Below are 26121 nucleotides of genomic sequence, written 5' to 3' on the forward strand. Positions count from 1 at the left end.
CCGGTGACCACTCCCCCGCACTCCGAAGACCCGGCCCCCGGGGACACGTACCCCGAGGACCTGGAACGGCCCGGCCTCGTCAGGACCGGGCGGTCGACATTCGTCCGGCCCATCCGGCCCGAGGACGCCGACCGACTGGTCTCGTTCGTCGGTGGCCTGTCCCGGGCCACCCTGGCCTACCGCTCGCTCGGCCCGGTGGTCCGCGCCCGCGACGACGTCATCCGGCGCGGCGCGCACGTGGACTACCTCAACGAGCTGGCGCTCGTCGCGCTGGCCGGTGACGAGATCGCCGGTCTGGTGCGCTACGTGCGCGACCCGGAGGAACCGGAGCACGCCGAGGTCACCTTCACCATCCGGGACGACCACCAGAGCGAGGGCTTCGGCCGGCTTCTCCTGGAGCACATCGCCGCTGCCGCCCGCGCGCGGGGCATCCGGGTGCTGGAGGCCGACGTGCTCGCCGACAACACCCGGATGATCAATGTGTTCCTCAGTTCCGGGTACCGGATCGAGACCGGGCCGCCCGGTCAGATCATCCACTTCGAGATCGCCATCGACCCGCAGGCCCAGGCAGTGGCCCGGGCCGAGCGCCGCGAGCACACGGCCGTACGGCGGTCGCTCAGGCCCTTGCTCGAACCCCGGTCGGTAGCTGTGATCGGCGCCAACCGCGACCCGCTGACGATCGGCCACGAGATCGTGGCCAACCTGCTGCGGGGCGGCTTCGGCGGCAGCGTGTTCCCGGTCAACCCACACGCGGAACAGATCGCGGGGGTACGGGCGTACGCGAGCGTCCGGGACCTGCCCGAGCCGCCGGACCTGGCGCTGGTGGCCGTACGGGCGGGGGCGGTGCCCGATGTCGTACGGGAGTGTGCGGACGCCGGCGTCAAGGCGGTGGTCGTCGTCTCGACCGGCTTCGGTGAAACCGGAGTCGACGGGCGGGCGACCGAGCTGGAGCTGTCCCGCTTCGCCCGCGCCTCCGGGATGCGGCTGGTGGGCCCGAACTGCATGGGCGTGGTCAACACCACGCCCGCCGCACGGCTGGCCGCGACCTTCTCGCCCGCCCTGCCGATGCCCGGCCGGGTCGCGATGTCCAGCCAGTCCGGACCACTCGGCCTCGCCGTGCTGGACTTCGCCAAGCGGCTGCGGCTCGGTTTCTCCGGCTTCGTGTCGGTGGGTCACGCCGTGGACGTGTCCACCAACGACCTGCTCCAGTGGTGGGAGGAGGATCCGGGGACCTCGGTGATCCTGCTGCACGTCGAGACCTTCGGCAATCCACGCCGGTTCGCCCGTGTCGCCCGCCGGATCGCCCCACGCAAGCCGATCGTCGCCGTCCATCCGGGCCACGCGGACTCCGCGGTGAGCTCACTGTTCGCCCAGTCCGGCGTGATCCGCACCCGCGGTCTCCAGGAGCTGTTCGACGTCGCCCTGCTGCTCGCGCACCAGCCGCCCCCGCCCGGCAACCGGGTCGCGGTGATCACCAACGCGGGCGGCCCCGCGGCACTCACGGTCGGAGCATGCGCGGCGAGCGGTCTGCGCGTACCCGCGCTCGCCGAGCGCACGCGACGGACACTCCGTACGGCCCTGGCACCCCGCGCCGACGTCGCCAACCCGGTCGACCTGACCCCGACGGCCACCGCCGCGCACTACCGGCAGGCATTGGACGCGGTCCTGGCCGACGACGACATCGACGCGGCCGTCGTGCTGTTCATGCCGCCGCTGGCCGACAAACCCGACGAGGTGGCGTCGGCGATCCTCGACGCGGCGGCGGCCCGGCCCGACAAACCGGTGCTGGCCAGTTTTCTGGGCGGCGCGGGCGTCGCCGATCTCCTGCACCGGGGCGACCTGGTGGTGCCGACGTACACGTTCCCCGAGGCTGCTGCCGTCTCGCTCGGACACGCGGCGGCGTACCAGACCTGGCGCAGTACCCCCGCGGGCGTCATCCCGGACCTCGCGGGCATCGACGCCGAGCGCGCCCGGTCGCTGATCGCCGCCGGCGCTCCCGGCCCGGTCCCGGCTGCGGTCGCCGCCGAACTTCTCGACTCGTACGGAATCGCCGTACGCGGCACCGACCCGCACACCGATCCGCGCCCCGGCCCGGACGCGTTCCTCTCCGTCCGCGCCGATCCGGTCTTCGGCCCGGTGGTCGCCTTCGGCCTCACCGGGGACTACGCCGACCTCATGGCGGACGTCGCCCACCGCGTCACCCCGCTCAGCGACCGCGACGCCCGGGAGATGGTCCGCTCCCTGTGGGCGGCCCCGCTGCTGGACGGCCGTGCGGGCGGCCCGGGAGTGGATCTGGCGGCACTCGAGGAGACCGTCCTGCGGATCTCGGCGATGGTCGAGGACCTGCCCGAGATCGAGGCGCTTGACCTGCGTCCGGTACGGCTGCTGCCGCCGGGCGACGGAGTGGCCGTCGCCCACGCGACGGTCCGACTGGCCGACAACACCAAGGGAGGTGGCCGCTCGTGAGAGTCGGCATCTACTTCGACCTGCGCAATCCCCCGCCCTGGCGGCAGAGTTGGTCGCGGCTGTACGGGTTCACCCTGGAGATGTGCGAGGAGGCGGACCAACTGGGCCTCGACTCGGTCTGGTTCTCCGAACACCACGGCTTCGAGGACGGCTATCTCCCTCAACCCCTGACCATGGCCGCCGCGGCGGCGGCCCGCACCCGCCGGGTGCGTCTGGGCACCGCCGTCATCCCCGCTCCGTTGCACGCGGCCCCCGAGATCGCCGAACAGGCCGCGATCGTGGACATCATCAGCGACGGCCGGCTCGACCTGGGGCTCGGCACCGGTTACCGGGTCCCGGAATACCGGCTGTACGGGGGCGACCTCACCAAGCGCTACACCACGACCGACCAGCGGGTACGGGAGATCCGCGGCCTGTGGGCCGAATCCCTGGTCACCCCGGGCCCGGTCCAGGACCCGCTGCCGATCTGGCTCGGCTACCAGGGCCCGCAGGGCGCCCGGCGGGCAGGGCGGCTCGGGACCGGACTGCTGTCCGTCAATCCCGCGCTCCTCGATCCGTACCGGGAGGGACTCGCGGAGAGCGGGTACGACGTGTCGACGGCCCGGATGCAGGGTTCGTTCACCACGTTCGTCAGCGAGGACCCCGACGGCGACTGGCCGCTGGTCCGCAAGCATCTGTCGTACCAGTGGGACAGCTACCGCCGTTACATGGTGGAAGGCACGGACCAGCCGGTGCCCCGCCCAATCGACCCCGAGAAGTGGCGGGAGCGCGGTCTGGAGGCGACCGGCGTCGGCCAGTTCCTCTACGGCACCCCGCAGACCGTCGCGGACGCCATCAGGGAGTACGTGAGTGGGCTGCCCGTCGAGGGCGTGTTCCTGTGGGCCTCCCTGGCCGGCATGCCCGAGGAGATGATCGCCCGCCAAGTGCAGCTGATCGCGGGGAAGTTGCGTCCGCTGCTCGCCGACGCCTGAACAGAGAACGAGGAGCACGGCATGTCGAGCACGGGAACCGGCGAGACCGGAGTGGCCGGAGTGACGGCGCCGAACGGGCACTGGGCGGGGACGGGCATGCCGGAGCCGCCCCGGACCGCCGGGGGCGTGACCCTCTGCGGCGGGTGCCGCGTCCTCGGGGCGTGCCGACTGGGGGTGGAGCGCGAACGCCTCGACGAAGGCGGCGTGGCATGGTTCGAGCTGAGTTGCCCGCGCTCCCACGAGGGCGGGCCCGATGTCGCGCACGGCGGCTGGACGGCGGCCGTCCTGGACGACTGCCTCGGCCATCTCCCGCTGCTGCACGGCGTGATGAGCGTGACGGCCGAGCTGACGGTGAGCTTCCTGAAGCCGGTGCCGGTGGAACGGCCGCTGGAGCTGCGGGTGTGGGCCGACCGGCGGGAGGGCTCGCGCTGGTACATCGCGGGCGAGATGACGCTCGCACAGGGCGGGGCCGTACTGGCCCGTGCCTCCGGGATCTGGGTGACCCGCGACCAGAGCCACTACGCGAGGCACGCGAAGTGGCTGGCCGGGCAGGTCGAGGACACCGAAGCTCAGTAGGAACGCCTGGTCAGTAAGCGCGTCGGATCAGTAGGAGCGCAGCCCCATGCTCCGGGCGATCCCGTTGCGCTGGATCTGACTGGTCCCCCCGGAGATGGTGGCGACGATCGACTCGCGGTAGCGGAAGCTCATCACGCTCTCCGTCGAGAATCCGTGCCCCGCACAGACCTGCATCCCGAGCCGGGCGGCGGCCACGTACGTCTCCGACCCCTTGAGCTTCGCCATCGATCCCTCCCGTGTGCACGGCTTGCCCTGGGCGAGCAGCCAGGCGGCGCGATAGGCGAGCAGCCGGGCGGAGTCGATCTCGGTCTGCAGGTCGGCCATGGCGTGGGCCAGTGCCTGGAAGTTGCCGATCGGACGGCCGAAGGCGTGCCGCGTACGGGAGTACTCGAGCATCTCGTCGAGTGTGGCCTGAGCGGCCCCCAGATAGCCGCCGCTGATGATCACCTTCTCCAGTTCGATGTTGGAGAGCATCACCTTCCAGCCCTCGTCGCGCGGGCCCACGAGGTTCTCCTTCGCCACCAGGGCATCGTTGAAGAACACCTCGTTGGTGCCCAGGATGTGCCGGGCCAGTGTCGGCGTCCGGCGCACCTCGATGCCCTCCGTCGACGGATCGACGAGCAGCAGACTGATGCCGCCGTGCTTGGGCTCGCGCGGCCCCGTGCGCACGTAGGTGGCGATGGTCGTGTCCGGGAGTCCGGCTCCCGTGCACCACGCCTTCTGTCCGCGGACGAGGAAGTGGTCCCCGCGGTCCTCGGCGGTGGTACGCAGCGCCGCGGCGTCGGACCCGCTGTCCGGCTCGCTGAGGGCGACGGCGAGCCGGTGGCGCCCCGACATGACCTGGTCCCGGATGAAGTCGCGCTGCGCCTCGCTGCCCCAGCGGAATACCGTGATCCCGGGGATGAGCACTCCGATGTAGCACATGGCGACGTCGAAGCTGGCCCGCCCCAGCTCCTCGGCGATCAGGATGAGTTCGAGCGGTCCACCGCCGTCGCCGCCCTCGTCCTCACCGAACGGCAGCGAGAACCAACCCAGTTCGGACATTCCGCGAAACAGTTCGGGCGGTACGGCACTCTCCTCGTCCCACTGCTTGGCCTTCTCGGCCGGGCACACGTCGGCGACGAACTGCCGTGCCGTCGCGCGCAACAGGTCCTGCTCGTCGGTCAGCCCGAAGTCCACGGCCACTCCTCGCCAGCATCAGCCTATTCATCTATCTAATTATTCTATGCTAGCGGATAGAGGCAGGGCGTCCACCTGTTCTCGCGCAGCGCCCGTGACGTTCCTTTGACGGCGCGGTGACGGTCGGCCCCGCACAGTCGGTGGCATGCGAGAGCACGGACGCGGGCAATGAAGGCCCGGATGATCGCCCCAGTGGCGACGGCACACGGCGGCCGTCCACCTCGGTCTCCGCGACGTCCCCGGCCGACGGACACCGCCTGCGGCACGCTCTCAACCGGTGAACCTGAGCGGGTTCCGAGCCACGGCTGTCCATCCGGGCCGACCGCCCAGCGAGCTACCGGCCTCGGGGAACATCGGTACAGCGGTTGGCGATTCGACCGATCACGGTCAGGGCATCAGAGCGCTGACCGGGTTCCCGTACTCGCGACGGGCCTTGCGCTGGGCCGGGACTGCGGGGACGCTTTGGCCACCGTCGAGCAGCTGGCAGCGGGCGAGGTGCCGGCGGTGCACGGCGGGGACGGCGCTGACGCGCAGGGTGTAGCCCTGGCCGCGCCGTACGGTCGCCCCTTGATCCAGCGCGGCGCGCTCGGCGGGCCCCAGCTCGGTGGTGCGGAGGAAGTCGGCGACCTTGCACGGCATGTCGAGGGTGAACGGCAGCTCCGGGACGGCGGCCTCCTCCTCAATGGCTGCGTGGTCGGGCAGCACGTCGGCGACGGCCGGGCGGCGACCGCCCTTGCTGCCCGTGGCCTCGGCCGCCCTCAGCCCGTCGTAAGTCAGCTCGCGCTGGAGGTCACGCTGAAGCTCCCGGCGGCGAGGGTCTGCGCCATGAACCTCACGGTGGACAGCAACTCCCCGGTGCCGCGGACACCGCTGTCGGCGATTCCCCGAGTCAACGCAGAGGTGCGGCTCGTCCGGTGCGGCACGCGTCAGCGCAGGTTCGAGTCAGCCGATGGAGATGCCGCCCTCGCGGGCGTCGAGTAGCTCGTCCCAGTGCTCGGTCGCCCATTGGCACGCGGCGGCCAGCGGCTCCAGCGTGCTGCGGCCCAGCGGTGTCAGCGCGTACTCCACCCGCAGTTTCGGGTCGGCGTGCACGGTGCGTGACACGAACCCGTTCCGCTCCAAGCCGCGGAGCGACTGGGTGAGCGCCTTCGGGGTGACGCGACTCAGTGGTACGCGGAGTTCGGAGTATCTGCGCGGGCCGTCGTCCAGGCAGCGGAGGACCATGGATGCCCATTTGTCACCGAAGCGGAAAGGCAGCAGCGGGGACGGGCACAGCTCGTCGAACAAGTCGGATGGCAGCGGCGGCCGTTGCGTCATTGAGGGTCTCCCGTCTCAGGTCTTGGTATCCAGCTGGTTACCGACCTTCTGGATATCTTCCGAAGCATCGACTCAACGGGAGGTATTCCGACGATGGGCAGGATCGTGGCTGTCGGGGCGGGTGGCTGCCCGACTGCTCGACAACCTCACCGATCCGCGCCCATCCTCCTCCGGCCGGGAAGCAGTCGGCTTGCCACACCTCAAGTCAACGTCAGATCTGCGGTTACGGGCGTCGAATCAACACCATCATTTCGATCCATAAAGGTAAGGCAGGACATTATGCGTGCAGCCCGCTTCCATGAATACGGCGGAGCGGAGAGCCTGGTGATCGAGCAGGCCCCCGACCCCCACCCCGGACCTGGTGAGATCCGTGTCCGCGTCACGGCGGCCGGCGTCAATCCCATCGACTGGAAGATGCGCGCCGGCACCCTGCATCAACTGATTCCCCTGGAACTACCCGCCATCCCCGGGCGCGACGCCGCCGGCGTGGTCGACGAAATCGGTGACGGAGTGCAGGGAGTGAGCATCGGCGACCGCGTCTTCGGGCTGGGCGGTGTCACCGGCGCAACCGCAGAGCTGGTCATCCTCTCAGCCTGGGCCCACGCCCCCGACACGTGGACCGATGAGCAGGCCGCGGGCGCCGGCCTCGCATCCGTGACCGCGATACGTGGCCTGAACGCGCTCGGCACCCTGGCGGGGCGCACCCTTCTCGTCGAGGGCGCCGCCGGAGGCGTGGGCGGCGCGGCTGTCCCGATCGCTGTGGCACGAGGTGCCACCGTGATCGGGACAGCCAGCGAACGCAACCACGAGTTCCTCACCGCTCTCGGCGCCATTCCCACCACCTACGGCCCCGGCCTCGCGCAGCGCCTCTCCGCTCTCGTTCCGCACGGCGTCGACATCGCGCTCGACACCGCGGCCTCCGGCTCCCTGGACGACCTCGTCGCGATCACGGGCGACCCGACACGCGTCGCGACGGTCGCCGACCATGCGGGCGGGCAGCGCCTGGGCACGCATGTGGTCAACGCGGAGAACGACTCCACCCTCCTGTCCGCAGCCGCGGAACTGGGCCGGCAAGGCCGCTACACACCCCGTATCGAACAGACCTACCCCCTGGAGCGGATCGCCGACGCCCACGCGCACGCCGAACGCGGACGCACACGCGGAAAGATCGTGATCCGCATCTGAAGCGGGGCACGGCACAGATACGCCGGCCCGCCAAGCGATGATCTCGGTGGGCCGGCGCTGACTGCTCAGCGCCGGACGCCTGCCGCTGCCGGATGCACGGGTCCGACGGAAACGCGATACGGGACGCCCCGGATCAGCAGTCGAGGCCGGGCCCGAAAGCGTCGGCGAACGACCCTTGCCGACAGGAGTCGACGCAGCTCTGTGCTTACGCGTCCCGCTGGCAGGGGGCACCGGTGCGCATGTTGGACGAGGCACCGTCGATGACGGAGCTGAGTCGGTCGCGGGCGTGGGCGAGGTCTGCGATGCGCCGGTCGAGGTGCTCGCGTTACGCGGCCAGGCGTCGGAGGAGCTCGGGGGTGGCCTTGCCGTCGATGGCGCAGGGCGTCAGTTCGGCGATGGACTTGCTGCTCAGTCCGGCGGCGTACAGCTGGCGGATGAGGTGAATCCGGTCGACGGCGCTCTCCGTGTAGTGGCGCTGGCCGCTGCCGCTGCGCTCGGCGGTGAGCCGGTTCGGCGGGAGCTTGTCCAGCTTCACCCGCCCCAGCCGGTACACGGCGATCTCATCCACCCGCTCCAGCGCCCGCTTCAGCGCCGTACCGATGGTCTTCGTCGGCGGCCGGCGGCAGGTCTCCAGATACGAGTACCGCCTGCCCTCCGGGGTCTACAGCAACGCCACCAGGTCGGCGGGCAGCGACCGGTCCGCCCGCCAGGCCGCCCTGGTGACCGTGGTGTGCAGTCGCCTGTCCGCGATCTCGCGGGCCTCGGACACCTGCCACGCCGGCACTGACACCCCGGGCAGCAGCACACGTTGCTTCCGCAGCCGGCCCACCGCGTAGTCGAACAGAGCCTTCGGCCCCTCCGAATGCGCGTCCGCGCCCGCCCGTGCGGGAACGTCCGGAACTTCCGACCCCACTCCGGGTCGTCGTACTCGTGATTCTCGTACGCGTCCGGGATCTCCCACGCGTGCTCGTACGCGGCCTTCGGACGCTCGGTGTACCGCTTCACGAACGAGACGTCCGAGAGCCACGACCGCCCGGAGTGACGCCGTGCGGGGCGTTTCGGCCGGCACGGGACGACGCGACCTGCACGGGGTCACCGCTCAGCTGTCGTCCGGCCGGGCAGCACCCGCCGGGCGGAAGCACGCCGACACCGTCTTGCCGTGCCGCTGACACTTCACCTGCAACTCGTCAGCGAGCATCCGTACGATCCCCACTCCGCGGCCGGAGGTCTCCCCCGCCTGCGGGTCGCGCTGGCGCGGCAGTGTCGGGTCCTCGTCATGGACGCTCACGTGGAGACAGTCGCCGTCCCAGGTGAGGATCAGCTGCGCGTCGCTGTGCGCGTGGACATGTGCGTTGGTGAGCAGTTCGGACACTGTCAGGACGACAGCGTCCACCGTCTCGGGCTCGGCAGCGGTCCAGGCAAGGGACTCCAACTGCCTTCGCGTCCACCGCCGGCCGGCGCGCACGCCGCCCGACACGGGAAACGGGTGTGCCCAGCCCATCGCCTTGATCGCCACGACTTCCCCTCCTGCCGTCCGAACCGAAACTCGTACACCTCTTTCAGATCGTGTGCCCACCGGCCTCGATCGCAGACGTTCCGGCGACCGATTCCTCCCGGGTCTCTCCGCCGAAGGAGCGCCTAGGTCACCCGGACGCCCACGATGCAGGTGTCGTCGTCCGTGTCGGACTTGCTGTAGGTGAGCAGACGGTCCAACTGCTGGTCGAGCGTGGGCGGTACCGTACTCGCCGCCAACAGCAGCTGGGCCAGCGACTCCTCCACGGACCGGTCACGGCGTTCGATCAGGCCGTCCGTGTACATCAGCAGGGTGTCGTCGACGGCCAGTTGGACCTCGTGTTCCTCGAACGTCGCCTCGGGCAGGGCACCGAGCAGCAGGCCTGCGATCAAGGGCAGTGCCGTCGCTTCGTTGCCGCGTACCAGGACGGGCGGCAGATGGCCGGCCCTGGCCCAGCGCAGGGTGTGGCGGTCGGGGTCGTACAGGCCGCAGACCGCCGTGGCCGTGACGACGCCGGTCAGATGGTGGGCGACCATGTTGAGCCAGGACAGCAACTGGCCCGGCCCGGCGCCTGTCACCGCGAGACCGCGCAGCGCGTTGCGCAGGACGACCATGCTGGTGGCCGCCTCTATGCCGTGTCCGGCGACGTCTCCCACACAGAGCAGCACCAGCCCGGACGGGAGCACGACCGCGTCGTACCAGTCGCCGCCGACCAGGTGCTGGGTCTCCGCCGGTCGGTAGCGGACGGCCACGCGCAGTCCGGGGGCCTCCAACGGGGCCTGCGACGGCGGCATGATCGCGTGCTGGAGCTGGAGGGTGAGCCGGTTGCGTTCGCTCGCCTGCTGCTCGGAGTGGGCAAGTTGGTCGCGGGTGGCGGCGAGGGCGACCTCCGTCCAGTGGTGCGCGGAGATGTCCTGGTAGGCGCCCCGGACGACGGACAGCCGGCCGTCGGAGTCGAGGACCGGTTCGGCCACCACGCGGATGTGCCGGGTCACGCCGTCGGGCCGCTGGAGCCGGAAGGCCGCGGACGCCGGGCGACGGTGGTGCAGCAGGGTGCGTAGAAACCTGCCGATGGCGACAGCGTCGTCGGGGTGGGCGTGGGCGGGCAGATCCTCCAGCGGGACCGGGCCGCTGGCGGAGGGCTTGCCGTAGAGGCTGAAGAGCTGGCCGTTCCAGGTGATCTCGCCGGTGAGGAGGTTCTCCTCGAAACCGCCGATGCGGCCGAGTCGCTGGGCGTGCTGCAGGAGATTCGCCAGCCGTGCGGTCTCGTCCTCCATGCGCCAGACGAGGAGGACGCTGCCGCCGTTCCGGCTGGCGCTGACGTCCGCGACCGCGGCCAGCGGGACGTCGCCCACCAGGGCCGTGAGCCGCATGCGGCGGGCACGGAACGGCTCGCCCGTGGCATAGACACGTTCGATCTGCTCGAACAGCTCGCTCTCACCGGCGGCCATCGGATACGTCTCCAGGAGCAGGGCTCCGTTGACGGCGCTTCGCGGCCGGCCGGCCGGGTCGAGGAAGCGGGTGTTGACGTGATGGATACGGAAGTCGACCAGCTCCCCGGTGGTGTCCAGGTGCGGAACGAGCACCAGAGCCGGGTCGTGGAGCCCGTCGGCCAGGTCCATCAGTTCGGCGACGTCCGGCCGGATCCCGGGCCGCCCATCGCCGTCGGGGTGGTGCGGGGCGTAGGTCTCCAGCGTGTGCGCGCACAGCTCGGCCAGGGCCTCGACCTGCCGGACGATCTGCGGCGGCTGGACTCCCAGCGGCGTGGGCCAGACGATTTCCAGCACTCCGTGGATCCGGCCGCCGGTGCCCGCGGGTACGGCGACTCGGCCGCCGTCGGGGTGGTGGTACCCGCCGATGGAGGGCAGGCCGGTCTCCGACAGGCAGCCGATCCACTGGCCCGTCCGCTCGCCGAGCCCGCGACGGGCCACGGTCACCACGCCCGGCGGCACATACCGCCAGCGTGCCGCCTCCGCGGCCGGGAATCCGGCGCTGCCCGCCAGGGTGAGGGAGCCGTCGGCACCCAGCACCCAGATGGCCACGGCTTCCGCGCCGAGCGGCGTCAGAGCGTGTTCCAGCAGGGAGTCCGCCACGGCCTGGGTGTCGTTGGCGGCCAGCGCGCCGCTCTCGGCGGTCCGCAGCCGTACGGCGAAGGACGAGCCCTTCCCCGGCGGGGCGGTGGTGTCGCTGTGGTCCGCCGTGGTCGCGAGGAAGGCGGTCGTCACGTCGGAGAGCCGGTCACGCGCGGCCTGGTTGATGACCTCGACGGCGAATTCGAGGGGTGTCGCCCCCGCTTGCCCGGTCAGCTCGGCGAGCTGCCGTGCCGCCTGTGACGGCCCGCACCCGAGCCGCTCGACGAGGATGCCCTTGGCCAGCTCGATCAGGGCACGCCCGTCCGCTTGCGCCTGGGCCATCTGCACCTCGCGGCGCAATCGCTCCACGGTCGCCGCGAGTCTGCCGACGGGGGAAGGCTGCCCCTGCCGGTCTTCCTCCCTGCCTTCCTCGTCCTTCTCGTCCTCCTCGTTCGTACCGGCGACGGGCATGAAGTCCCGTCGGTTGTCGGGCGGCAGGTCGATGTCCGCCGTCGGATCCTCGGCGGGCGACTCACCCGTCGAGGCCCCGGCGTCCTGCGGCTCGGCCGGCGGATGGAGGTTGTTCACGGTTTGTCTGTTCCTCGGCTCGGGCGTGCAGGGACACCACACGGTCGGCTGGTACGCGCGGCGGCGTGACTCCCCGTCATACGGACAACCAGCGCCGGACACGGCCGATGAGGTCGTTGGTGTCGACCGGCTTGGTGACGTAGTCGTTCGCGCCCGACGCGAGGCTCTTCTCCTGGTCGCCGGGCATGGCCTTCGCGGTGACGGCGATGATGGGCAGATCGGCGTACTGGGGCATCGACCGGATCTCGGCGGTCGCGCTGTAGCCGTCCATCTCCGGCATCATCACGTCCATCAGGACCACCGAGATGTCCGGATGGGCGAGCAGCATCTCGATGCCCTTGCGTCCGTTGTCGGCGTGCAGGACGTGGAAGCCGTGCAGCTCCAGCATCCCGCTCAGCGCGAAGAGGTTGCGCGCGTCGTCGTCGACCACGAGCACCGTACGGCCGAGGAAGGTGTCGTCGACGACCTGCGCGGCCGGGCGCTGGGACTCGTCGGCACGGACCAGTGACAGCACGTCCCCCGGCTCCTCGGCGGACAGGTGCAGAGTGATCCGTTCGCGCAGTTCGTCCAGGCTGGAGAGGAAGTCCAGCGGGCGTCCGTCCGCACGGGAGCGCAACGTCCGCTCGTGCGCCAGGTCCACGCGATGACCGGTGTGCACCAGTACGGGCACGCTGGCCAGCGCCGAGTCGCCCTCTATGGCCGCCAGCAGACGCGCGCCCGCGTCGTCGGGCATGCCGAGTTCCAGGACCACGCAGTGGCAGGGCTCGGCGGCCAGCGTGCTCGCCGCCTCCTGCGCCCCGATCGCCGTGATGATGTCGACCGCCCCGAGCCGGTCGTCGGGCGCGAGGTCCGCGACCGCGCGTTCGGCGACGAGGGTCAGCAGTCCGCGCGGGCGGTCCTCGACGACGAGCAGGCGGCGTCGACGCTGTTCGGGTGCTCCGGGGGAAGCGTCCGGCCGGGAGGTCGGCGGGAGCTCCCGGCCGGTGCGCTGGGGATGCTCCGTCGGCGAGCCGCCGCCGACGAGCACCTCCTCGAAGTCGGCGCGTGCCACAGGGAGGTAGAGGGTGAAGGTACTGCCCCGGCCGGGCGTGCTGTCCACCGTGACGGCGCCGCCCAGCAGATGGGCGATCTCCCGGGTGATCGACAGGCCCAGACCGGTGCCGCCGTACTTGCGGCTGGTGGTGCCGTCCGCCTGCTGAAAGGCTCCGAAGATCGTCTCCAGCTGCTGCTGGGGGATGCCGATACCGGAGTCCTTCACCCTGAAGGCCACTACGGCACCGCCACGGAGAACGCCCATGGGCACCTCCCGGTCCGCCGCGGGTTCGATACGCAGGGCCACACCGCCCTGTTCGGTGAACTTCACCGCGTTCGACAGGAGATTGCGCAGGATCTGGCGCAGCCGGGAGTCGTCCGTGAGCAGGTCGGCGGGCGTGCCCGGGGCGGTCGCCACCGTGAAGTCCAGACTCTTCTGCGTCGTCATCGGCCGGAACGTCGCCTCGACGTACTCCAGCAGCTTGCGCAGCGGGACACGCTCGGGAGTGACGTCCATCTTGCCCGCCTCGACCTTGGACAGGTCCAGGATGTCGTTGATCAGCTGCAACAGGTCCGAGCCCGCCGAGTGGATGATGCCCGCGTACTCGACCTGCTTGGGCGTGAGGTTGCGCGAGGGGTTCTGTGCCAGCAACTGGGCCAGGATCAGCAGGCTGTTGAGCGGAGTGCGCAGTTCGTGGCTCATGTTCGCCAGGAACTCCGACTTGTACTTCGACGCCAGCGCCAACTGCTGCGCGCGCGTCTCCAGCTCCTGCCGCGCCTGCTCGATCTCCAGGTTCTTGGCCTCGATGTCGCTGTTCTGCGATGCCAGCAGAGAGGCCTTCTCCTCCAGTTCGGCGTTGGAGCGCTGGAGTTCGTCCTGCTGCACCTGCAACTCCTCCGACCGTGCCTGGAGTTCGGCGGTGAGTCGCTGGGACTCCCCCAGCAGTTCGTCGGTGCGCGCGTTGGCCACGATGGTGTTGAGGTTGACGCCGATGCTCGGCATCAACTGGGCGAGGAAGTCCTGGTGGATCTGGGTGAAAGCGGTGACGGAGCCCAGCTCGATGACACCGAGGACCTGGTCCTCGACCACGATGGGCAGCACCACCAGAGCGCTCGGCACAGCCTGCCCGAGACCGGAGGAGATGGTCACGTAGCCCGGCGGCAGCTCCTCCACGCTGATGGGGCGGCGGTTGCGCGCGGCCTGCCCGACCAGCGAGCGTCCGACGGGGATGCGCTCGGGCCGGTCGGCGTCGTCGGGATAGCCGTACGAGCCCACCAGCCGCAGCTCGTGACCGCGCGGGGTGTCCTCGGCGAGGTAGAAGGCGCCGTACTGCGCCGAAGCCAGCGGCGCCAGCTCATCCATGATGAGCTCGGCGACGACGGGCAGGTCACGGTGGCCCTGCATCAGGGCGGAGATCCGGGCGAGGTTGGTCTTCAGCCAGTCCTGCTCCTGGTTGGCCCGTGTGGTCTCCCGCAGGGACTCCACCATGGAGTTGATGTTGTCCTTGAGGTCGGCGACCTCGCCCGACGCCTCCACGGTGATCGAGCGGGTCAGGTCCCCCTCAGCGACGGCGCTGGTCACCTCGGCGATCGCGCGGACCTGGCGGGTGAGGTTCCCGGCGAGTCCGTTGACGTTCTCCGTCAGCCGTTTCCAGGTGCCCTCGACGCCCTCGACCTCCGCCTGTCCGCCGAGCCGGCCCTCGCTGCCGACCTCGCGCGCGACACGAGTGACCTCGGCGGCGAACGAGGACAGCTGGTCGACCATGGTGTTGATGGTGGTCTTCAGCTCCAGGATCTCGCCCCGGGCATCGACGTCGATCTTCTTCGACAGGTCGCCGTTGGCCACCGCCGTCGTCACCAGGGCGATGTTGCGGACCTGGCCGGTGAGGTTGTTGGCCATCGAGTTGACGTTGTCGGTCAGGTCCTTCCACGTGCCCGCGACGTTCGGCACGTGAGCCTGGCCCCCGAGGCGTCCCTCGGTGCCGACCTCGCGGGCGACACGGGTGACCTCGTCGGCGAACGCGGAGAGCGTGTCGACCATCGTGTTGATGACGTCCGCCAGGGCCGCGACCTCGCCCTTGGCCTCGACCGTGATCTTCTGGGACAGGTCGCCGCGCGCGACGGCCGTGGCGACCTGGGCGATCGAGCGGACCTGGCCGGTCAGGTTCGACGCCATCACGTTGACGTTGTCCGTCAGGTCCTTCCAGGTCCCCGACGCGCCCCGGACGATCGCCTGTCCGCCCAGATTGCCCTCCGTGCCGACCTCGCGCGCGACGCGGGTGACCTCGTCCGCGAAACCGGACAACTGATCCACCATCGTATTGATGGTGTTCTTCAACTCCAGAATCTCACCACGAGCATCCACCGTGATCTTCTGCGACAGATCGCCCTGAGCGACCGCCGTGGCCACCTGAGCGACATTGCGGACCTGCGCGGTGAGGTTGCCCCCCATGAAGTTCACGGAGTCCGTCAGGTCGCGCCAGGTGCCCTTCACGCCCTTGACATCCGCCTGTCCGCCCAGCCGTCCCTCGGTGCCGACCTCGCGCGCGACGCGGGTGACCTCGTCCGCGAAACCGGACAACTGATCCACCATCGTATTGATGGTGTTCTTCAACTCCAGAATCTCACCACGAGCATCCACCGTGATCTTCTGCGACAGATCGCCCTGAGCGACCGCCGTGGTCACCTGGGCGACATTGCGGACCTGGGAGGTGAGGTTGCCCGCCATGAAGTTGACCGAGTCGGTCAGGTCGCGCCAGACGCCGCCGACGCCGGGCACCTGGGCCTGCCCGCCGAGCCGTCCTTCGCTGCCGACCTCGCGCGCGACGCGGGTGACCTCGTCGGCGAACGCGGAGAGCTGGTCGACCATCGTGTTGACGGTCTCTTTCAGCTGCAGGATCTCGCCACGCGCGGGGACATCGATCTTCTGCGACAGATCACCCTTGGCGACCGCGGTCGCCACCTGCGCGATGTCGCGCACCTGAGTGGTGAGATTGCCCGCCATGGCGTTGACCGAGTCGGTCAGATCGGCCCAGGTGCCCGAGACCCCCGGCACCTCGGCCTGGCCGCCGAGCGTGCCCTCGGTGCCCACCTCGCGCGCCACCCGCGTCACTTCGGAGGTGAACACGGACAGTTGGTCGACCATGCCGTTGAAAACCGTGGCGATGTCGCCGAGCAGGCCCTCGCCGTCGGACGGCAGCCGGGTGCCGAAGTCACCGTCCCGTACCGCGGTCAGTCCGGCCAGGAGCTGCCGTAGCTCCTGCTCGCCCGGGGCCCGGTCGACGGCCTCGATCGTCTTGCTGCTCATGCGCACCCTCGTTCCGCTCCCCAAGAGCCCTCACCCCGAGGACTCGGAACCCGCGCCGGGCCCGTAAAAGACCCGCTCACCGACCGAGATTCCGCAGTTCACTGATCGGCCGGATGAGAAAATCCGGTGAAGGTTAACGCAGTTGCCGTCGGACAGCCAAAGCCTCGCGCGGAGATCTCGGCCGCCCTGAAAGACCCGTACCCCGGTGGATTACATGGCCGAACACGGGGCACTCGGAACAGTTGGGCTCCACCGGCCCCGCGCTGCCCGCGAGGACACCCTAGGCACCCCGTCCAGACCGCGAGGGCCCTTTCCGCGCGTTCCCCCAGGGACCGCTCGAAAGCGCTTCAGGGACAGCTCTTCAGGGCTGCACACGGCTGCGACCGCCGGTGCCTCAGGACCTTCAGCCGTGTGGCCGAGTCGCCGTCCTCTTCCGCGTCCTCGTCAGGGCCGGCGACGACCACTCGGTCCCAGATGACGTCGCGCCCGCCGACATGTGCGCGGAGCTCGTGGAGATCAACGACGGCCCGGGCATCCTGTTCAGCGCCCCGGACGGGGTGATCGCCACCGTCACCTTCGCGGTCGGCTTCGACGCCGACGGCCACATCACCGCCATCCACAACGTGGGCAACCCGGACAAGCTCCGGGCCGTCGCCGCCGGCACGGCACACGATGTGGGGAGGCAGGGAGCCGCCACTTCTCCCACCAGCAGCCCGGAGCCCGGGAGTTGTCTCCAGGGACGAGGCTCTGACTGGCGGCGATCTGCCGTCGGGAACGCTCATCACGCGCCTGAGGACCCAAAAGTCGTACACACGTACAGCGGGCAGGTTCTATGATCACTCCGCCCCGGCGTTCGCTGCGGTTGCATACGCCTCCGAGACAGGCCGAGGACGATGACGAGTACCGCCCGCAGAACTCCCTGGCTCCTTGCTCGCTCGGCGCAGGCAGCGATAGCGGCTGCGGCCGTGGCGGACGCGTTCCGTGCGGTCGCGGTCCGGGATCAGTACCTGCACAACTCGGATGCGTCCCCGCACAGGTCGGGTTTCAACTCCATGATCTTCGTCTACCTGATGACTCTCGCCATCGTGCTGTTCCTCGTGTGGCTCGCCCGGGCCCGGCGTAATGCCCAGGAGCTGTCCCCCCAGGCGTCGATCCCGAGTCGGGGCTGGACGATCGGCGCGTGGTTCATTCCTGTGGTCAACTTCTTCGTCCCCCGCCAGATCGTCCTCGACATCGGGCGCGCGAGCTCCGCGTCGTGGGAGCAGAAGCGAGACACGACACTGGTGAACCTGTGGTGGGGCGCCTGGGTCGCGCACTCGCTCGTGCTCCTGGTGGCGGGCCTGGTAGCCCCGGGGTCGATGGCTTTCCTCGTGGTGGCGGAGGTGCTCATGGTCGCGGCGGCCGTGCTGCTCGGGCTCGTCATCGAACGCGTCACGGCATTGCAGAACGCCGCGCTCGGCGCCACCGTTCCGGTCGCACCTCTCGCGCAGGCGTGAGTGCCCGACGCTGTCGGGGATCTTGGGCGAGCGCCGTTTCGGGCGATCAACGAGCTGAATGGGCAGTCCCCGCTGGCCGCTGGGACTTACGTTCTTCGCCGCTTCCGGACTTGTCGGACTGCTGGCTGCGGCAGGACGTCCGAAGGCACTGTCAGTGGCTCATGAGACAGTCGAACCCGTGCCGGGCACTGTGGGAGGGGAAGCATGAAATCGATGCCTGAGATTGTCGGACGTGGCGAGTTCGACGCTCTGGTCGTCAGGACCGACTACGACAACGAAACCGCATGGCAGGCGGTAGCGGCGGAACTGGCACAGGCATGGGGAGACGATGGCGAGTACGAAGCCTCCGTTCACCTCGTCGACGATCCTGCGTGGTCCGGTCTCACGCCCGACGAGGTCCTCGACCAGGCGAGGCGGGACGAAAACCTGAGCGTGGTGTTCGTCGCCGACCGGGTCACAATGCAGTCTCCCCATCGTGCGCTGTTGGCCCTCGACATCGCCGATGATGAAGACGAAGACCTCGACCCGTTGCCCTACCAGGTGATCATCGGTTCTCCGCCACCTCGCGAATTCCGGACCGTCCCGGCCGGTGTCCACGACGTGCACGCGAATCTGTCGATCGCCAACATGGACTTCTCGGAGTTCGCAGAGATGGCGTCCTCCGATCCCGACCGGACATACCGGTCACTCTGAGCGTGTATGGGTGAGGGGCTGTGGATACTCCTGGCTCCTTTCCGCCATCTGTCGATCAACCTGCCGAGATCGCGTTCAGGCGCGGATGCCAGGCGCTGAAATCGTGGGACTGGGATCACGCACACAGCCTTTCCGAGGAGGCGGTTCGCGGTTCCGCAGCGGGCACGAAACGGGCGGCGAAGTCGAGGGCGGCCGCATTGGACGATCCGGGGATCCGGTGACATGTCAGTGGCCCATGGCACGATCGCGGGCATGACATCGATCGACGAGCGGTTCGTCCACGAGGCAGCTGCCGAGTACGGCGTTCCTGGCCCTGTCGCACAGGAGTTGGTGGCCCGGTCCCGGCCGTGCCTCTACCTGGTGCCGCTCGAGGAGATGCCTCCGTCCCTGCGGGAGAACGCCCGCCCCGCCGCACGAACGGGCGGGCTCCCCGCCCTGCCGGACGGGGTGGACTGGCCTGAGGGGAGAGAGCCGCTCGTGCTGAGCGTCGACTGCGCGGCCCTGCCCCACGACGTCCTGGACATCGAACTGCCCGCCGATGGCCACTTGTTGTTCTTCACCGGGATCGAGTACCCGCCAGAGTCGTCCATGCTGCTCCACATCCCTGCCGGAACCCGCACCACGGAGCGCTCCGCGACGTACGAATTCCACGGTGAGACCAACCAGGTCAGGGTCTATGAAGCACGCACCCTGTATCCCGTGGCCGGGCTGACCTTCGACAGCGACAGGCAAGAAGGTCCACAGACCCGCGCGTTCCTGGACGGCGACGGCGACGAGGACGCACTGGACAGCTTCGAGGAAGCCGTCCTCGACATGGCCTCCGGCGGACATCGCCCCGGCGTCTGCGTACAGGTCGGCGGATTCTCCGACCCGTGGGACATGCCACCGGATGAGGGCGATCTCGTACTCTTCGCGCAAATGGCCGGACAGGCGATCGACCACAACGTATTCACCATGAACCTGATCGTTGGCACCCGGGAGGACATCGCCTCCAGACGGTATGCCGACCTCCGGTACGAGCAGCAGTACTGAGCTTGCTCCTCGACCCTATGGCCGGTGCAGGGCGATTCTGAGGGTGCTGTCGTCCTCCCTGTAGTACGCCCATGTCCGGCTGCGGGCAGCGGGCGTTCCGTCACACTGTCTGGCGCAGTTGCGTGTTCAGGGTGAGACGGTTGTCCGTGAGGTGGTTGCCTTCAGGGCTGAAGGGCGGCACGGAGGCGGGGACGCAGTCTGCGATCAGCAGGCAGTCTTCCTGGCGGTCCTCAGGGGTCGCGGCGATGAGCGGTTCGCCGTCGGGTCCCCAGATGCCGGAGTTGCCGCGGTACTGCCAGGCACCTGCCGGGACCTGTTCCCAGCCGCGGCGGTTGGCATAGGCGATGAACAGGCGCCAGATGCCGGCCATGGCGGGAATGATGTGCCGGGTGGCGTCCTGGTAGGGGACCTGGGTCATGCGGCCGTCGGCGAGCCGGAAGTGGAAGTCGGCGGCCGTCGGTCCGAGCACGACCTTCGCGCCCTGTTCGGCGAGGTACTGGTAGAGCGGTGGGAACTCGCACTCGTAGCAGTTCAGGACCCCCACCTTGATGCCGTTGATGTCCACGACCGGCGGCAGTTCCTCCCCGGCGGAGTAGTTGCGGCGCTCGGCCGCCCCGTAGAGGTGGGTCTTGCGGTAGTTCGCTGTCACCTGGCCGTCCGCTGCGATCAGCGAGATCGCGTCGTAGAACCTCTCGCCGTCCCGCTCCGGATAGGGCAGCACCACCGCCAGGTTGTTCTCCTTCGCCGCCAGCCGGGCCTGCTCGACAGAAGGGCCCTGGGAGTGCTCTGCCAACTGCCGACACTGCTGAGCGTCGATCGCGTAGCCGGTGGTGTACTTCTCCGGGAAGACACACACCTGAGCCCCGTAGGCGGCGGCCAGGGCCGCCACCTCGTCCAGGCGCTCAAGGTTCTTACCGACGGCCTGCTCGCTGCCCACCGCACCCTGCCCCTGGTACAGGGCGATCCTCAGACCCTGCCCGGCAGCTGGAGCTCGCTCGAGAGCGGTACGGAAAACGACGCGAATCGGCTGCTTCATCAGCTGAGGCCTTCTATGTCTGGCGACCCCGTCGGCCGCCGCCTCATCAGTAACGACGCCTCGGCAAATCGGGTACGACGGCCTCCCACGGGTGGCGGACGAAGCAACAACGGCGCCCGCCCGAGATCGTGCCAGGACAGGCGGGCGAGACCCGCAGCCGCCGCCCGAAGGAGTTGGTCAGGACCTGGACATCCATGCGACCGGACCGACAGGGCTGTCGGCGCCCGGCCACCAGCCGGGCGCCGACAGCCCTGTCCGTTCCCCACGCGGGAAGGAGGCTCGGACGAGGTGAGCAGACTGCGGAGGTGACCGTAGACGGAGACGGAGACGGAGGTATCGGTCAGGGGCGGATCGTCAGCCAGTCGAGTGCGGTGACCCGGGACCCGCCCTTCGCCACGATGTACAGGTCGTGGGTGCCGGTGACCTCGCGTCGCAGAGCCACGGACTGCTCCCGCCATTCGCCGCCGGTGTCCGTGAGGGCTACCACCGCGGCCACCGGGCCGTCCGGTGAGTCCAGGCGCAACTCGAGCGAGCAGCCCTGTGCGCAGGTGGAGGCGAGACGTACGGTGAGTTGCCTGCCACGGATGTTCACCGTGCCGAAGCCCAGCCTGTCACCCGAGCCGAGGACGCCGGTGGCCGCCGTGCCGCGTTCCGTTCCCCGTACGGAGGTGGCCTGTTCGGCCTGGAGCGTCGAGGCGGCGTCGGGCCCGTCGCCGTACAGCCTGATGTCGTTGACGACCCAGGGCGTCGGCCCGTTCGCGGTGAGCGTGATGCGCGCATAGCGGGCGGTTGTCCGGTGCGGGAACACCGCGTCCTGGGTGAAAGACCGGCCGGAGACCCTGGCGAGCGGTTCACCCCAGTGTGTGCCGTCGCGGCTCACGGAGACCGTGAAGCCGTACGGCTGCCCGCTGGTGTCGCGGCCCGCGTCGAGGGAGAGTCGGCCGAAGGTCTTGCTCTCACCGAGGTCGACGGTCAGGGACTGGCCCACGGCCTGCGGGGCGGTGCCCGTCCAGCGGGTGTTGATGTCGCCGTCGACGGTGGCGGAGGCGGAGGTGCCGTCGCTCGCGGTGGCGGTCCAGTTGCCGTGGCGAACCCGCTGGACGCAGCCGGGCAGCGCGCAGCCGGTCGACCAGACGGGAGCGCCGTACTCGTAGGCGCCCTGGTCGGGAGCCGTGCCCAGGACGTCGGTCGTGATGCCGTCGACCACCTCGCCCGCGTCGACGGCGGGCGAACCGGGCGTCATCCACAGCTCGCCGTTGACGGCGTCCGTGTAGCCGGGACTGGTGCTGATCAGGTTGGAGCGGACGACCGGCAGCGGGTTTCCGGTCTGCGTGGCGGTGACCGGCTTGGGTCCGACGATGTTGCTGAAGTACGAGCCGGAGGCGTCCGTCGCGCCGCCGAGAGCGACCGAGGCGACGTTGATGCCCACGCCGTAGCTGGAGTTGTGGTCCTCGTTGGCGATGCTGGGGCCGGTGTGACCGTTGAAGTAGACGCCCCGGCTTCCGGTGTTCCAGGCGACGTTGTGATGCAGCCGGAAGTGGTGGGAGTAGTTGTCGACGTAGTAGCCGTTCTGGCCGTCGGCGTCGTGCGCGGTGTTGTGGTCGATGGAGGTGCCGGAGCCGTTCAGGCTGCAGCACACGTAGAAGGGGGAGCCGTCGCGGGAGGTGCGCATCGCCTCGGAGATGTCGTTGTAGGCGATGCGGTTGTCGTGGAACTCGGTGCCGTTGAGCTGCCAGGCGGTGTCGATGGCCGCTCGTCCGGTGCGCCGGACGGTGTTGTGGGTGACCGTGTGACCGTTGCCGTTGATCTCGATGCCGGGGGTGTAGCTGCCCATCCAGCCGACGTCGTGGATGTGGTTGTTGGTGACGGTGTTGCCGGTGCCGCGAACCAGGACTCCGTCGCCGGCCGACTGCGCGATCTCGCTGTTCTTCAGGGTGTTGCCGGTGCCGAGGATCTGCACGCCCGAGTCGAGGATACGGGAGGCGACGATGTTGCCTTCGAACGGCTCGACCGCGAGGTCGCTGTCCGGTGGCATGGGCAGCGTGGAGAACTCGGAGATGTACGTGGCGCGCAGCCCGTCGACCACAACTCCCTTACTGGACTTGCCCGTTCGCAGGGAGGTTCCCCACAGGTTCAGGCCGCGCACGGTGACGTACGAGCTGGCGCCGAGGTCCACGCCCCACAGCCGGTGCTTGGCGGTCACCGTGTGGCCGGCGATGCCACCCTTCGGGGGGACGAGGTACAGGCGGTGCGCGGTCTTGTCGTAGTACCACTCCCCCGGCTGGTCGAGGGCGGCCCTCGACCCGACGAGGTAGTAGTTGCGGTAGGTCTGGTTGCCCATGCACAGGGGCGGGCAGCGGTAGTTGCCGCCCTTGAAGTCCAGTTTGCCCGCTGACGCGGCGGTGACCGTGCCGGTCTGCTGGGCCCAGGGGTTGGAGCCCGCCCACAGGTGCACGGTGGCGCCGGTCCAGCCCGCGTCGGGCAGGTCGGTGTCGTCGATGTGCTGGTCGGTGGAGGTGGTGTCGGCCTCGGCCCAGGTGGTGTTGAGCGGATCGGCGCCGGAGTTGGGCCAACGGCCTTCGGCGGCACGGGCGTCGTCCAGGAACACCGCGTTGAAGTCCGGGTCGGGCGGCAGGTCGGTGGCGGTGGCGATCAGTCCGCCGCCGGCGTCCTTCCAGCCGGTGAGCCGCTCCGTTCCGTCGACGGTCACCGGCCCGTCGCCGTACGCGGCGATCGTGATCGGGGCGCCCTCGGCTCCGGAGGGAGGGGTGAGCTGCTCACGGTAGGTGCCGTGGTGGATCAGGCAGGTGTCGCCGGGGCGGACTCTTTCGAGGCAGGCGCCGATGGTGCGCAGAGGGCTTGCCTGCGTGCCGTGCGCGCGGTCGCTGCCTCTGGGGGCGACGTGGTACGTGTGGCCGGACTGCGCCGCTTGCGCCTGGACCGGGGAGGCCAGCAATGCGGTCACGGCGGCCAGTACGGACAGATGTCGAAGTCTCATGCCCTGTCTCCAGTCGTCGGATGTGCGGTGGTCGTTGGGTGCGGCTGTGGGTGTGCCGTGGTCGGGGGTTCCTGCCAGGCCGTCTCGACTTCGGGTCCGCCGGGGGCGCCGAGCACGGCACAGCTCAACCAGTGCTCGCCTGGAGCCAGTTGGGCCACGAGTACGGGCAGTGCGGTGCGGCGTGCGAGGACGTTCGTGCCAGGGAGGCAGTCGACGATCTCTCCGTCGCGCCGACCGTCGAGGTCTCGCAGTCCGGTGAGTCCCGCGGGTGCCGTCACCCGTGCGTGTCCCGGTCCGCTCTCACGGTCGGTGCCCTCGTCCCGGTCGACGGCGAAGCCGCCCTCGGCGGTGTGCAGAACGCGGGCGGTGCGGATGTGGTGGGTGCGCACATGCCAGGGCGGGGCGGCCGTCAGCCAGGTGGTGATCTCCACGTCGGGCCAGGGATGCCAGGTACTGCGGACCGTGTCCGTCGTGACCTGGGGATCGGCCGGCTCCTCGCGTACCCGGTAGTGCGCCCCGCCGTCGTCGCTCAGCGCCAGCATCGAGTCGTACGCGCCCTGTTCGAGGCCGAGTGCGCCGTTCGGCAGGCTGAAGCCGAAGCGGGTCGAGTAGGCGAACTTGGCGTACTTCTCGGCTCCGTGGCGCACCCACGGGTGGTGCTGGCGCCCGGCGAGCAGGGTGACGTCGCCGGCCGCGCGCATCAGCACCGCCCCGGCGTGCGGCTGGGCGCCGACGGCGGGCAGGTCGGGCGGGGGCTCCTCCTTGGCGGTCCAGAACGCGTGCTGGGCCGGCAGTGCGAGCGGCAGATACGCCTTGAGTGACCAGTAGGGCGAGCCCGGCGCGTTGTACTGCTCGGCCAGCGCGGGCTGCGGATAGCCGTACCCGATGGACAGCAGTCCGTCGGGTCCGGTCACCGGCCGCTCGCGCCACCAGCGCAGATGCCGCAGCAGATAGCCCTTGACCTCGCCCCACGGCAGTACGTCGACGCCCGCGTACGGCAGTGCGCCCCAGAACGCGGCCTGCGCCCAGCGGTAGGTGAGACTGCGGCCGTACGGGACGGCGGCGCCGTCGTCGGCGAACCAGTGGCGGAAGTCGCCGGCGAACCGGGCAGCCCGTTCCTTGAAGCGGTCGCCACCCGTGAGCGAGTCGTACAGCAGACCGTAGAAGTGCATCGCCCACGGGACGTAGTAGTCGCGCCGTTCGGTGGGGCCGTCCGCGTACCAGCCGTCGCCGAGCCAGAAGCTCTCCAGCCGGTCGAGGCGGGCGGTGATCAGCGAGCGGTCGTAGGGCACCCCCACCCGGTCGAGGCCCAGGCTGACCAGCACCGGGAAGAAGAGCCAGTTGTTGTCGGTGGTCTCCCGGGGCAGCGCGCTGAGCAGCCAGCGTGCGAGCCGGTCGCGTTCGGGGCCGCTCAGCGGGTCCCACCACCGCTCGGGGGCGAGGGCGAGCGCGAAGCCGATGGCGGCCATCTCGACGATGCGCTGGTCGTGGTCGACCGGCTCGCCCCAGTACTCGGGATGCGCGGGATCGCTGCCGTGGGCGAGACCCTCGGCCCACAACTCGGCGTGCGGAACGGCCTGTCCGCCCGCCGCGAGAGGCGCGAGTCCCCACAACGGGCGGGCGAACGACTCCAGTTCGGCGGCCGTGTCGTCGTGGATCGCGGTGTTCACGCCGAGCCGTACGCGCGCCCGGCCCGCACTGAAGCGGGACGCCACGGGTGCGAGCAACTCCACCAACCTGCCCGCGAGTTCGGTACGCGGGTCGTCCATCAGCCTCTCTCCGTCCATCAGCCCTTCTCCGCCCCGGCCAGCAGCCCGGTGCGCAGGAAGCGCTGGGCGAGGACGAATCCGATGAGCAGCGGCGCGCAGGCCACGAGCCCGGCCAGGGCCGCCTCCGGCTGGTGGATGTCGAGGTCGGCGAAGCCGCTGGAGTTGTTGACCGCGCCGGTGGACTGCAGCAGGGACATCAGTCCGAGCTGGAGGGTGAAGGTGCGGTCGTCGGAGAGCATCACGAAGGGCAGGAAGAAGTCGGTCCAGCAGCGGACGAAGCCGAAGAAGGCGATCAGCGCGATGGCGGGGCGGGCCAGTGGCACCGCGACCGACCAGAACAGCCGCAGTTCGCTCGCCCCGTCGACGCGTGCGGCGTCCAGCAGGCTGTCGGGCAGGTTGGCCTGGAAGTGCAGGAAGGCGAGGTAGACGCCGAAGGGGTAGAAGGACAGCGGCAGGATCACCGACCAGACGGTGCCGGTGAGGTTGATCGCCGACATCTCCAGATACAGCGGGAGCACCAGCGCGGCCGGGGGCAGGATCATCGTCACGATCGACAGGGTGAGCAGTGCCCGGCGGCCGGCGAAGTCGTGCTTGGCGAGCGCGTAGCCCGCCGGCACGCACAGCACCAGGGCGAGGGCCACACTGGCCGCCGCGTAAACGATCGAGTTGCCGATCCACAGGGTGATCTCGCCGTCGTTGTACGACGTCAGGTGCGACCAGGCGTCGCCCACGTTGCCCAGCGAGCCGAAGCCGAGCGGTGAGCCGGTGGTCAGGTCGTCGGCCGTGCGGGTGGGTGCCAGCAGCAGCCAGAGCAGGGGCAGTCCGAAGAAGACGGCCGCGCCGAGCAGGAACAGGACGCGGGCGCCGCGTGACAGAGCGGTCATCGCCTCA

The 26121-nt window shown here is 69.9% G+C and carries 17 protein-coding genes and 3 pseudogenes; 8 read left to right on the forward strand and 12 right to left on the reverse strand.

Annotation, left to right across the window (positions count from 1 at the left end):
* Positions 1 to 3 precede the first annotated feature (3 nt).
* The 3 genes from G3I56_RS12085 to G3I56_RS12095 are packed head-to-tail and all read left to right on the forward strand — an operon-like array spanning position 4 to position 4013.
* Positions 4 to 2466, forward strand: a complete 2463-nt coding sequence (locus G3I56_RS12085; RefSeq protein ID WP_164408930.1) for a GNAT family N-acetyltransferase — start codon at positions 4 to 6, stop codon at positions 2464 to 2466.
* Positions 2463 to 3437 (forward strand): LLM class flavin-dependent oxidoreductase, encoded by a 975-nt coding sequence (locus tag G3I56_RS12090; RefSeq protein WP_164408931.1) that lies wholly within the window; start codon positions 2463 to 2465, stop codon positions 3435 to 3437. Before G3I56_RS12085 ends, G3I56_RS12090 begins: the two co-directional genes overlap by 4 nt.
* 21 nt (positions 3438 to 3458) lie before the next feature.
* Positions 3459 to 4013 carry a PaaI family thioesterase gene (locus tag G3I56_RS12095; protein WP_239134837.1) on the forward strand — a complete coding sequence of 185 codons (555 nt, stop codon included), beginning with the start codon at positions 3459 to 3461 and terminating at the stop codon, positions 4011 to 4013.
* A gap of 27 nt (positions 4014 to 4040) precedes the next feature.
* Here the strand turns inward: G3I56_RS12095 and G3I56_RS12100 are convergent, their stop codons facing one another.
* From G3I56_RS12100 to G3I56_RS12110, 3 genes are all read right to left on the reverse strand, one after another.
* Positions 4041 to 5192, reverse strand: coding sequence for an acyl-CoA dehydrogenase family protein (locus tag G3I56_RS12100; protein ID WP_164408932.1), 1152 nt, complete (start codon positions 5190 to 5192; stop codon positions 4041 to 4043).
* 387 nt (positions 5193 to 5579) lie between these two features.
* Positions 5580 to 5897, reverse strand: a complete 318-nt coding sequence (locus G3I56_RS12105; protein ID WP_239134838.1) for a resolvase — start codon at positions 5895 to 5897, stop codon at positions 5580 to 5582.
* A 237-nt stretch (positions 5898 to 6134) separates the two neighbouring features.
* The gene (locus G3I56_RS12110) at positions 6135 to 6509 is read right to left on the reverse strand and encodes a helix-turn-helix domain-containing protein (protein ID WP_164408933.1); all 375 of its coding nucleotides are present in this window, start codon (positions 6507 to 6509) and stop codon (positions 6135 to 6137) included.
* Positions 6510 to 6788: 279 nt separating this feature from the next.
* On the opposite strand from G3I56_RS12110, the gene G3I56_RS12115 reads away from it, so the two are divergent.
* Entirely contained in the window at positions 6789 to 7694 is a 906-nt protein-coding gene (locus G3I56_RS12115; protein ID WP_164408934.1) for an NADP-dependent oxidoreductase, read from the forward strand.
* A 205-nt stretch (positions 7695 to 7899) separates the two neighbouring features.
* Here the strand turns inward: G3I56_RS12115 and G3I56_RS12120 are convergent.
* The 5 genes and pseudogenes from G3I56_RS12120 to G3I56_RS12140 all read right to left on the reverse strand — a co-directional run.
* A pseudogene (locus G3I56_RS12120) lies at positions 7900 to 8199 on the reverse strand (MerR family DNA-binding protein); the annotation flags it as partial.
* Positions 8197 to 8717 (reverse strand): annotated as a pseudogene (locus tag G3I56_RS45010) (DUF4158 domain-containing protein); the annotation flags it as partial. The pseudogenes G3I56_RS12120 and G3I56_RS45010, both read right to left, overlap by 3 nt.
* A gap of 76 nt (positions 8718 to 8793) precedes the next feature.
* Positions 8794 to 9210, reverse strand: a complete 417-nt coding sequence (locus G3I56_RS12130; RefSeq protein ID WP_343239924.1) for an ATP-binding protein — start codon at positions 9208 to 9210, stop codon at positions 8794 to 8796.
* A 122-nt stretch (positions 9211 to 9332) separates the two neighbouring features.
* Positions 9333 to 11867 (reverse strand): SpoIIE family protein phosphatase, encoded by a 2535-nt coding sequence (locus tag G3I56_RS12135; RefSeq protein ID WP_164408935.1) that lies wholly within the window; start codon positions 11865 to 11867, stop codon positions 9333 to 9335.
* A 76-nt stretch (positions 11868 to 11943) separates the two neighbouring features.
* Positions 11944 to 16206 carry a HAMP domain-containing protein gene (locus G3I56_RS12140; protein WP_164408936.1) on the reverse strand — a complete coding sequence of 1421 codons (4263 nt, stop codon included), beginning with the start codon at positions 16204 to 16206 and terminating at the stop codon, positions 11944 to 11946.
* Between the two features lie 479 nt (positions 16207 to 16685).
* Between G3I56_RS12140 and G3I56_RS12145 the strand changes: the two are divergent.
* The 4 genes and pseudogenes from G3I56_RS12145 to G3I56_RS12160 all read left to right on the forward strand — a co-directional run.
* A pseudogene (locus tag G3I56_RS12145) lies at positions 16686 to 16892 on the forward strand (RNA polymerase subunit sigma-24); the annotation flags it as partial.
* A gap of 207 nt (positions 16893 to 17099) precedes the next feature.
* Positions 17100 to 17702, forward strand: coding sequence for a DUF4328 domain-containing protein (locus tag G3I56_RS12150; RefSeq protein WP_164408937.1), 603 nt, complete (start codon positions 17100 to 17102; stop codon positions 17700 to 17702).
* A 213-nt stretch (positions 17703 to 17915) separates the two neighbouring features.
* Positions 17916 to 18395, forward strand: a complete 480-nt coding sequence (locus G3I56_RS12155) for a hypothetical protein (protein WP_239134839.1) — start codon at positions 17916 to 17918, stop codon at positions 18393 to 18395.
* Positions 18396 to 18647: 252 nt separating this feature from the next.
* Positions 18648 to 19427: a DUF1963 domain-containing protein gene (locus G3I56_RS12160; protein ID WP_203689726.1), complete on the forward strand. Its 780-nt coding sequence runs from the start codon at positions 18648 to 18650 to the stop codon at positions 19425 to 19427.
* A gap of 100 nt (positions 19428 to 19527) precedes the next feature.
* Here G3I56_RS12160 and G3I56_RS12165 read toward each other — a convergent pair whose 3' ends face one another.
* From G3I56_RS12165 to G3I56_RS12180, 4 genes are all read right to left on the reverse strand, one after another.
* Positions 19528 to 20463, reverse strand: coding sequence for a nitrilase-related carbon-nitrogen hydrolase (locus G3I56_RS12165; protein WP_164408939.1), 936 nt, complete (start codon positions 20461 to 20463; stop codon positions 19528 to 19530).
* A 340-nt stretch (positions 20464 to 20803) separates the two neighbouring features.
* A complete protein-coding gene (locus G3I56_RS12170; RefSeq protein ID WP_164408940.1) occupies positions 20804 to 23461 on the reverse strand; it encodes a discoidin domain-containing protein in 2658 nt (885 codons plus the stop codon).
* A complete protein-coding gene (locus G3I56_RS12175) occupies positions 23458 to 25248 on the reverse strand; it encodes a DUF2264 domain-containing protein (protein WP_239134840.1) in 1791 nt (596 codons plus the stop codon). The genes G3I56_RS12170 and G3I56_RS12175 overlap by 4 nt, the downstream gene beginning before the upstream one ends.
* A complete protein-coding gene (locus G3I56_RS12180; RefSeq protein ID WP_164408941.1) occupies positions 25248 to 26114 on the reverse strand; it encodes a carbohydrate ABC transporter permease in 867 nt (288 codons plus the stop codon). Before G3I56_RS12180 ends, G3I56_RS12175 begins: the two co-directional genes overlap by 1 nt.
* Positions 26115 to 26121: the final 7 nt, after the last annotated feature.

This window comes from Streptomyces sp. SID12488 (genome assembly GCF_010548275.1).
In the GTDB taxonomy this organism is placed as follows: Bacteria; Actinomycetota; Actinomycetes; order Streptomycetales; family Streptomycetaceae; genus Streptomyces.

Excerpts from the sequence above, each read along its gene's own strand:
- G3I56_RS12095 (WP_239134837.1), top strand. The coding sequence starts at position 3,459 with ATGTCGAGCACGGGAACCGGCGAGACCGGAGTGGCCGGAGTGACGGCG.
- G3I56_RS12110 (WP_164408933.1), bottom strand. The coding sequence starts at position 6,509 with ATGACGCAACGGCCGCCGCTGCCATCCGACTTGTTCGACGAGCTGTGC.
- G3I56_RS12115 (WP_164408934.1), top strand. The coding sequence starts at position 6,789 with ATGCGTGCAGCCCGCTTCCATGAATACGGCGGAGCGGAGAGCCTGGTG.
- G3I56_RS12140 (WP_164408936.1), bottom strand. The coding sequence starts at position 16,206 with ATGAGCAGCAAGACGATCGAGGCCGTCGACCGGGCCCCGGGCGAGCAG.
- G3I56_RS12150 (WP_164408937.1), top strand. The coding sequence starts at position 17,100 with ATGACGAGTACCGCCCGCAGAACTCCCTGGCTCCTTGCTCGCTCGGCG.
- G3I56_RS12155 (WP_239134839.1), top strand. The coding sequence starts at position 17,916 with ATGCCTGAGATTGTCGGACGTGGCGAGTTCGACGCTCTGGTCGTCAGG.
- G3I56_RS12160 (WP_203689726.1), top strand. The coding sequence starts at position 18,648 with ATGACATCGATCGACGAGCGGTTCGTCCACGAGGCAGCTGCCGAGTAC.
- G3I56_RS12165 (WP_164408939.1), bottom strand. The coding sequence starts at position 20,463 with ATGAAGCAGCCGATTCGCGTCGTTTTCCGTACCGCTCTCGAGCGAGCT.
- G3I56_RS12170 (WP_164408940.1), bottom strand. The coding sequence starts at position 23,461 with ATGAGACTTCGACATCTGTCCGTACTGGCCGCCGTGACCGCATTGCTG.
- G3I56_RS12175 (WP_239134840.1), bottom strand. The coding sequence starts at position 25,248 with ATGGACGGAGAGAGGCTGATGGACGACCCGCGTACCGAACTCGCGGGC.
- G3I56_RS12180 (WP_164408941.1), bottom strand. The coding sequence starts at position 26,114 with ATGACCGCTCTGTCACGCGGCGCCCGCGTCCTGTTCCTGCTCGGCGCG.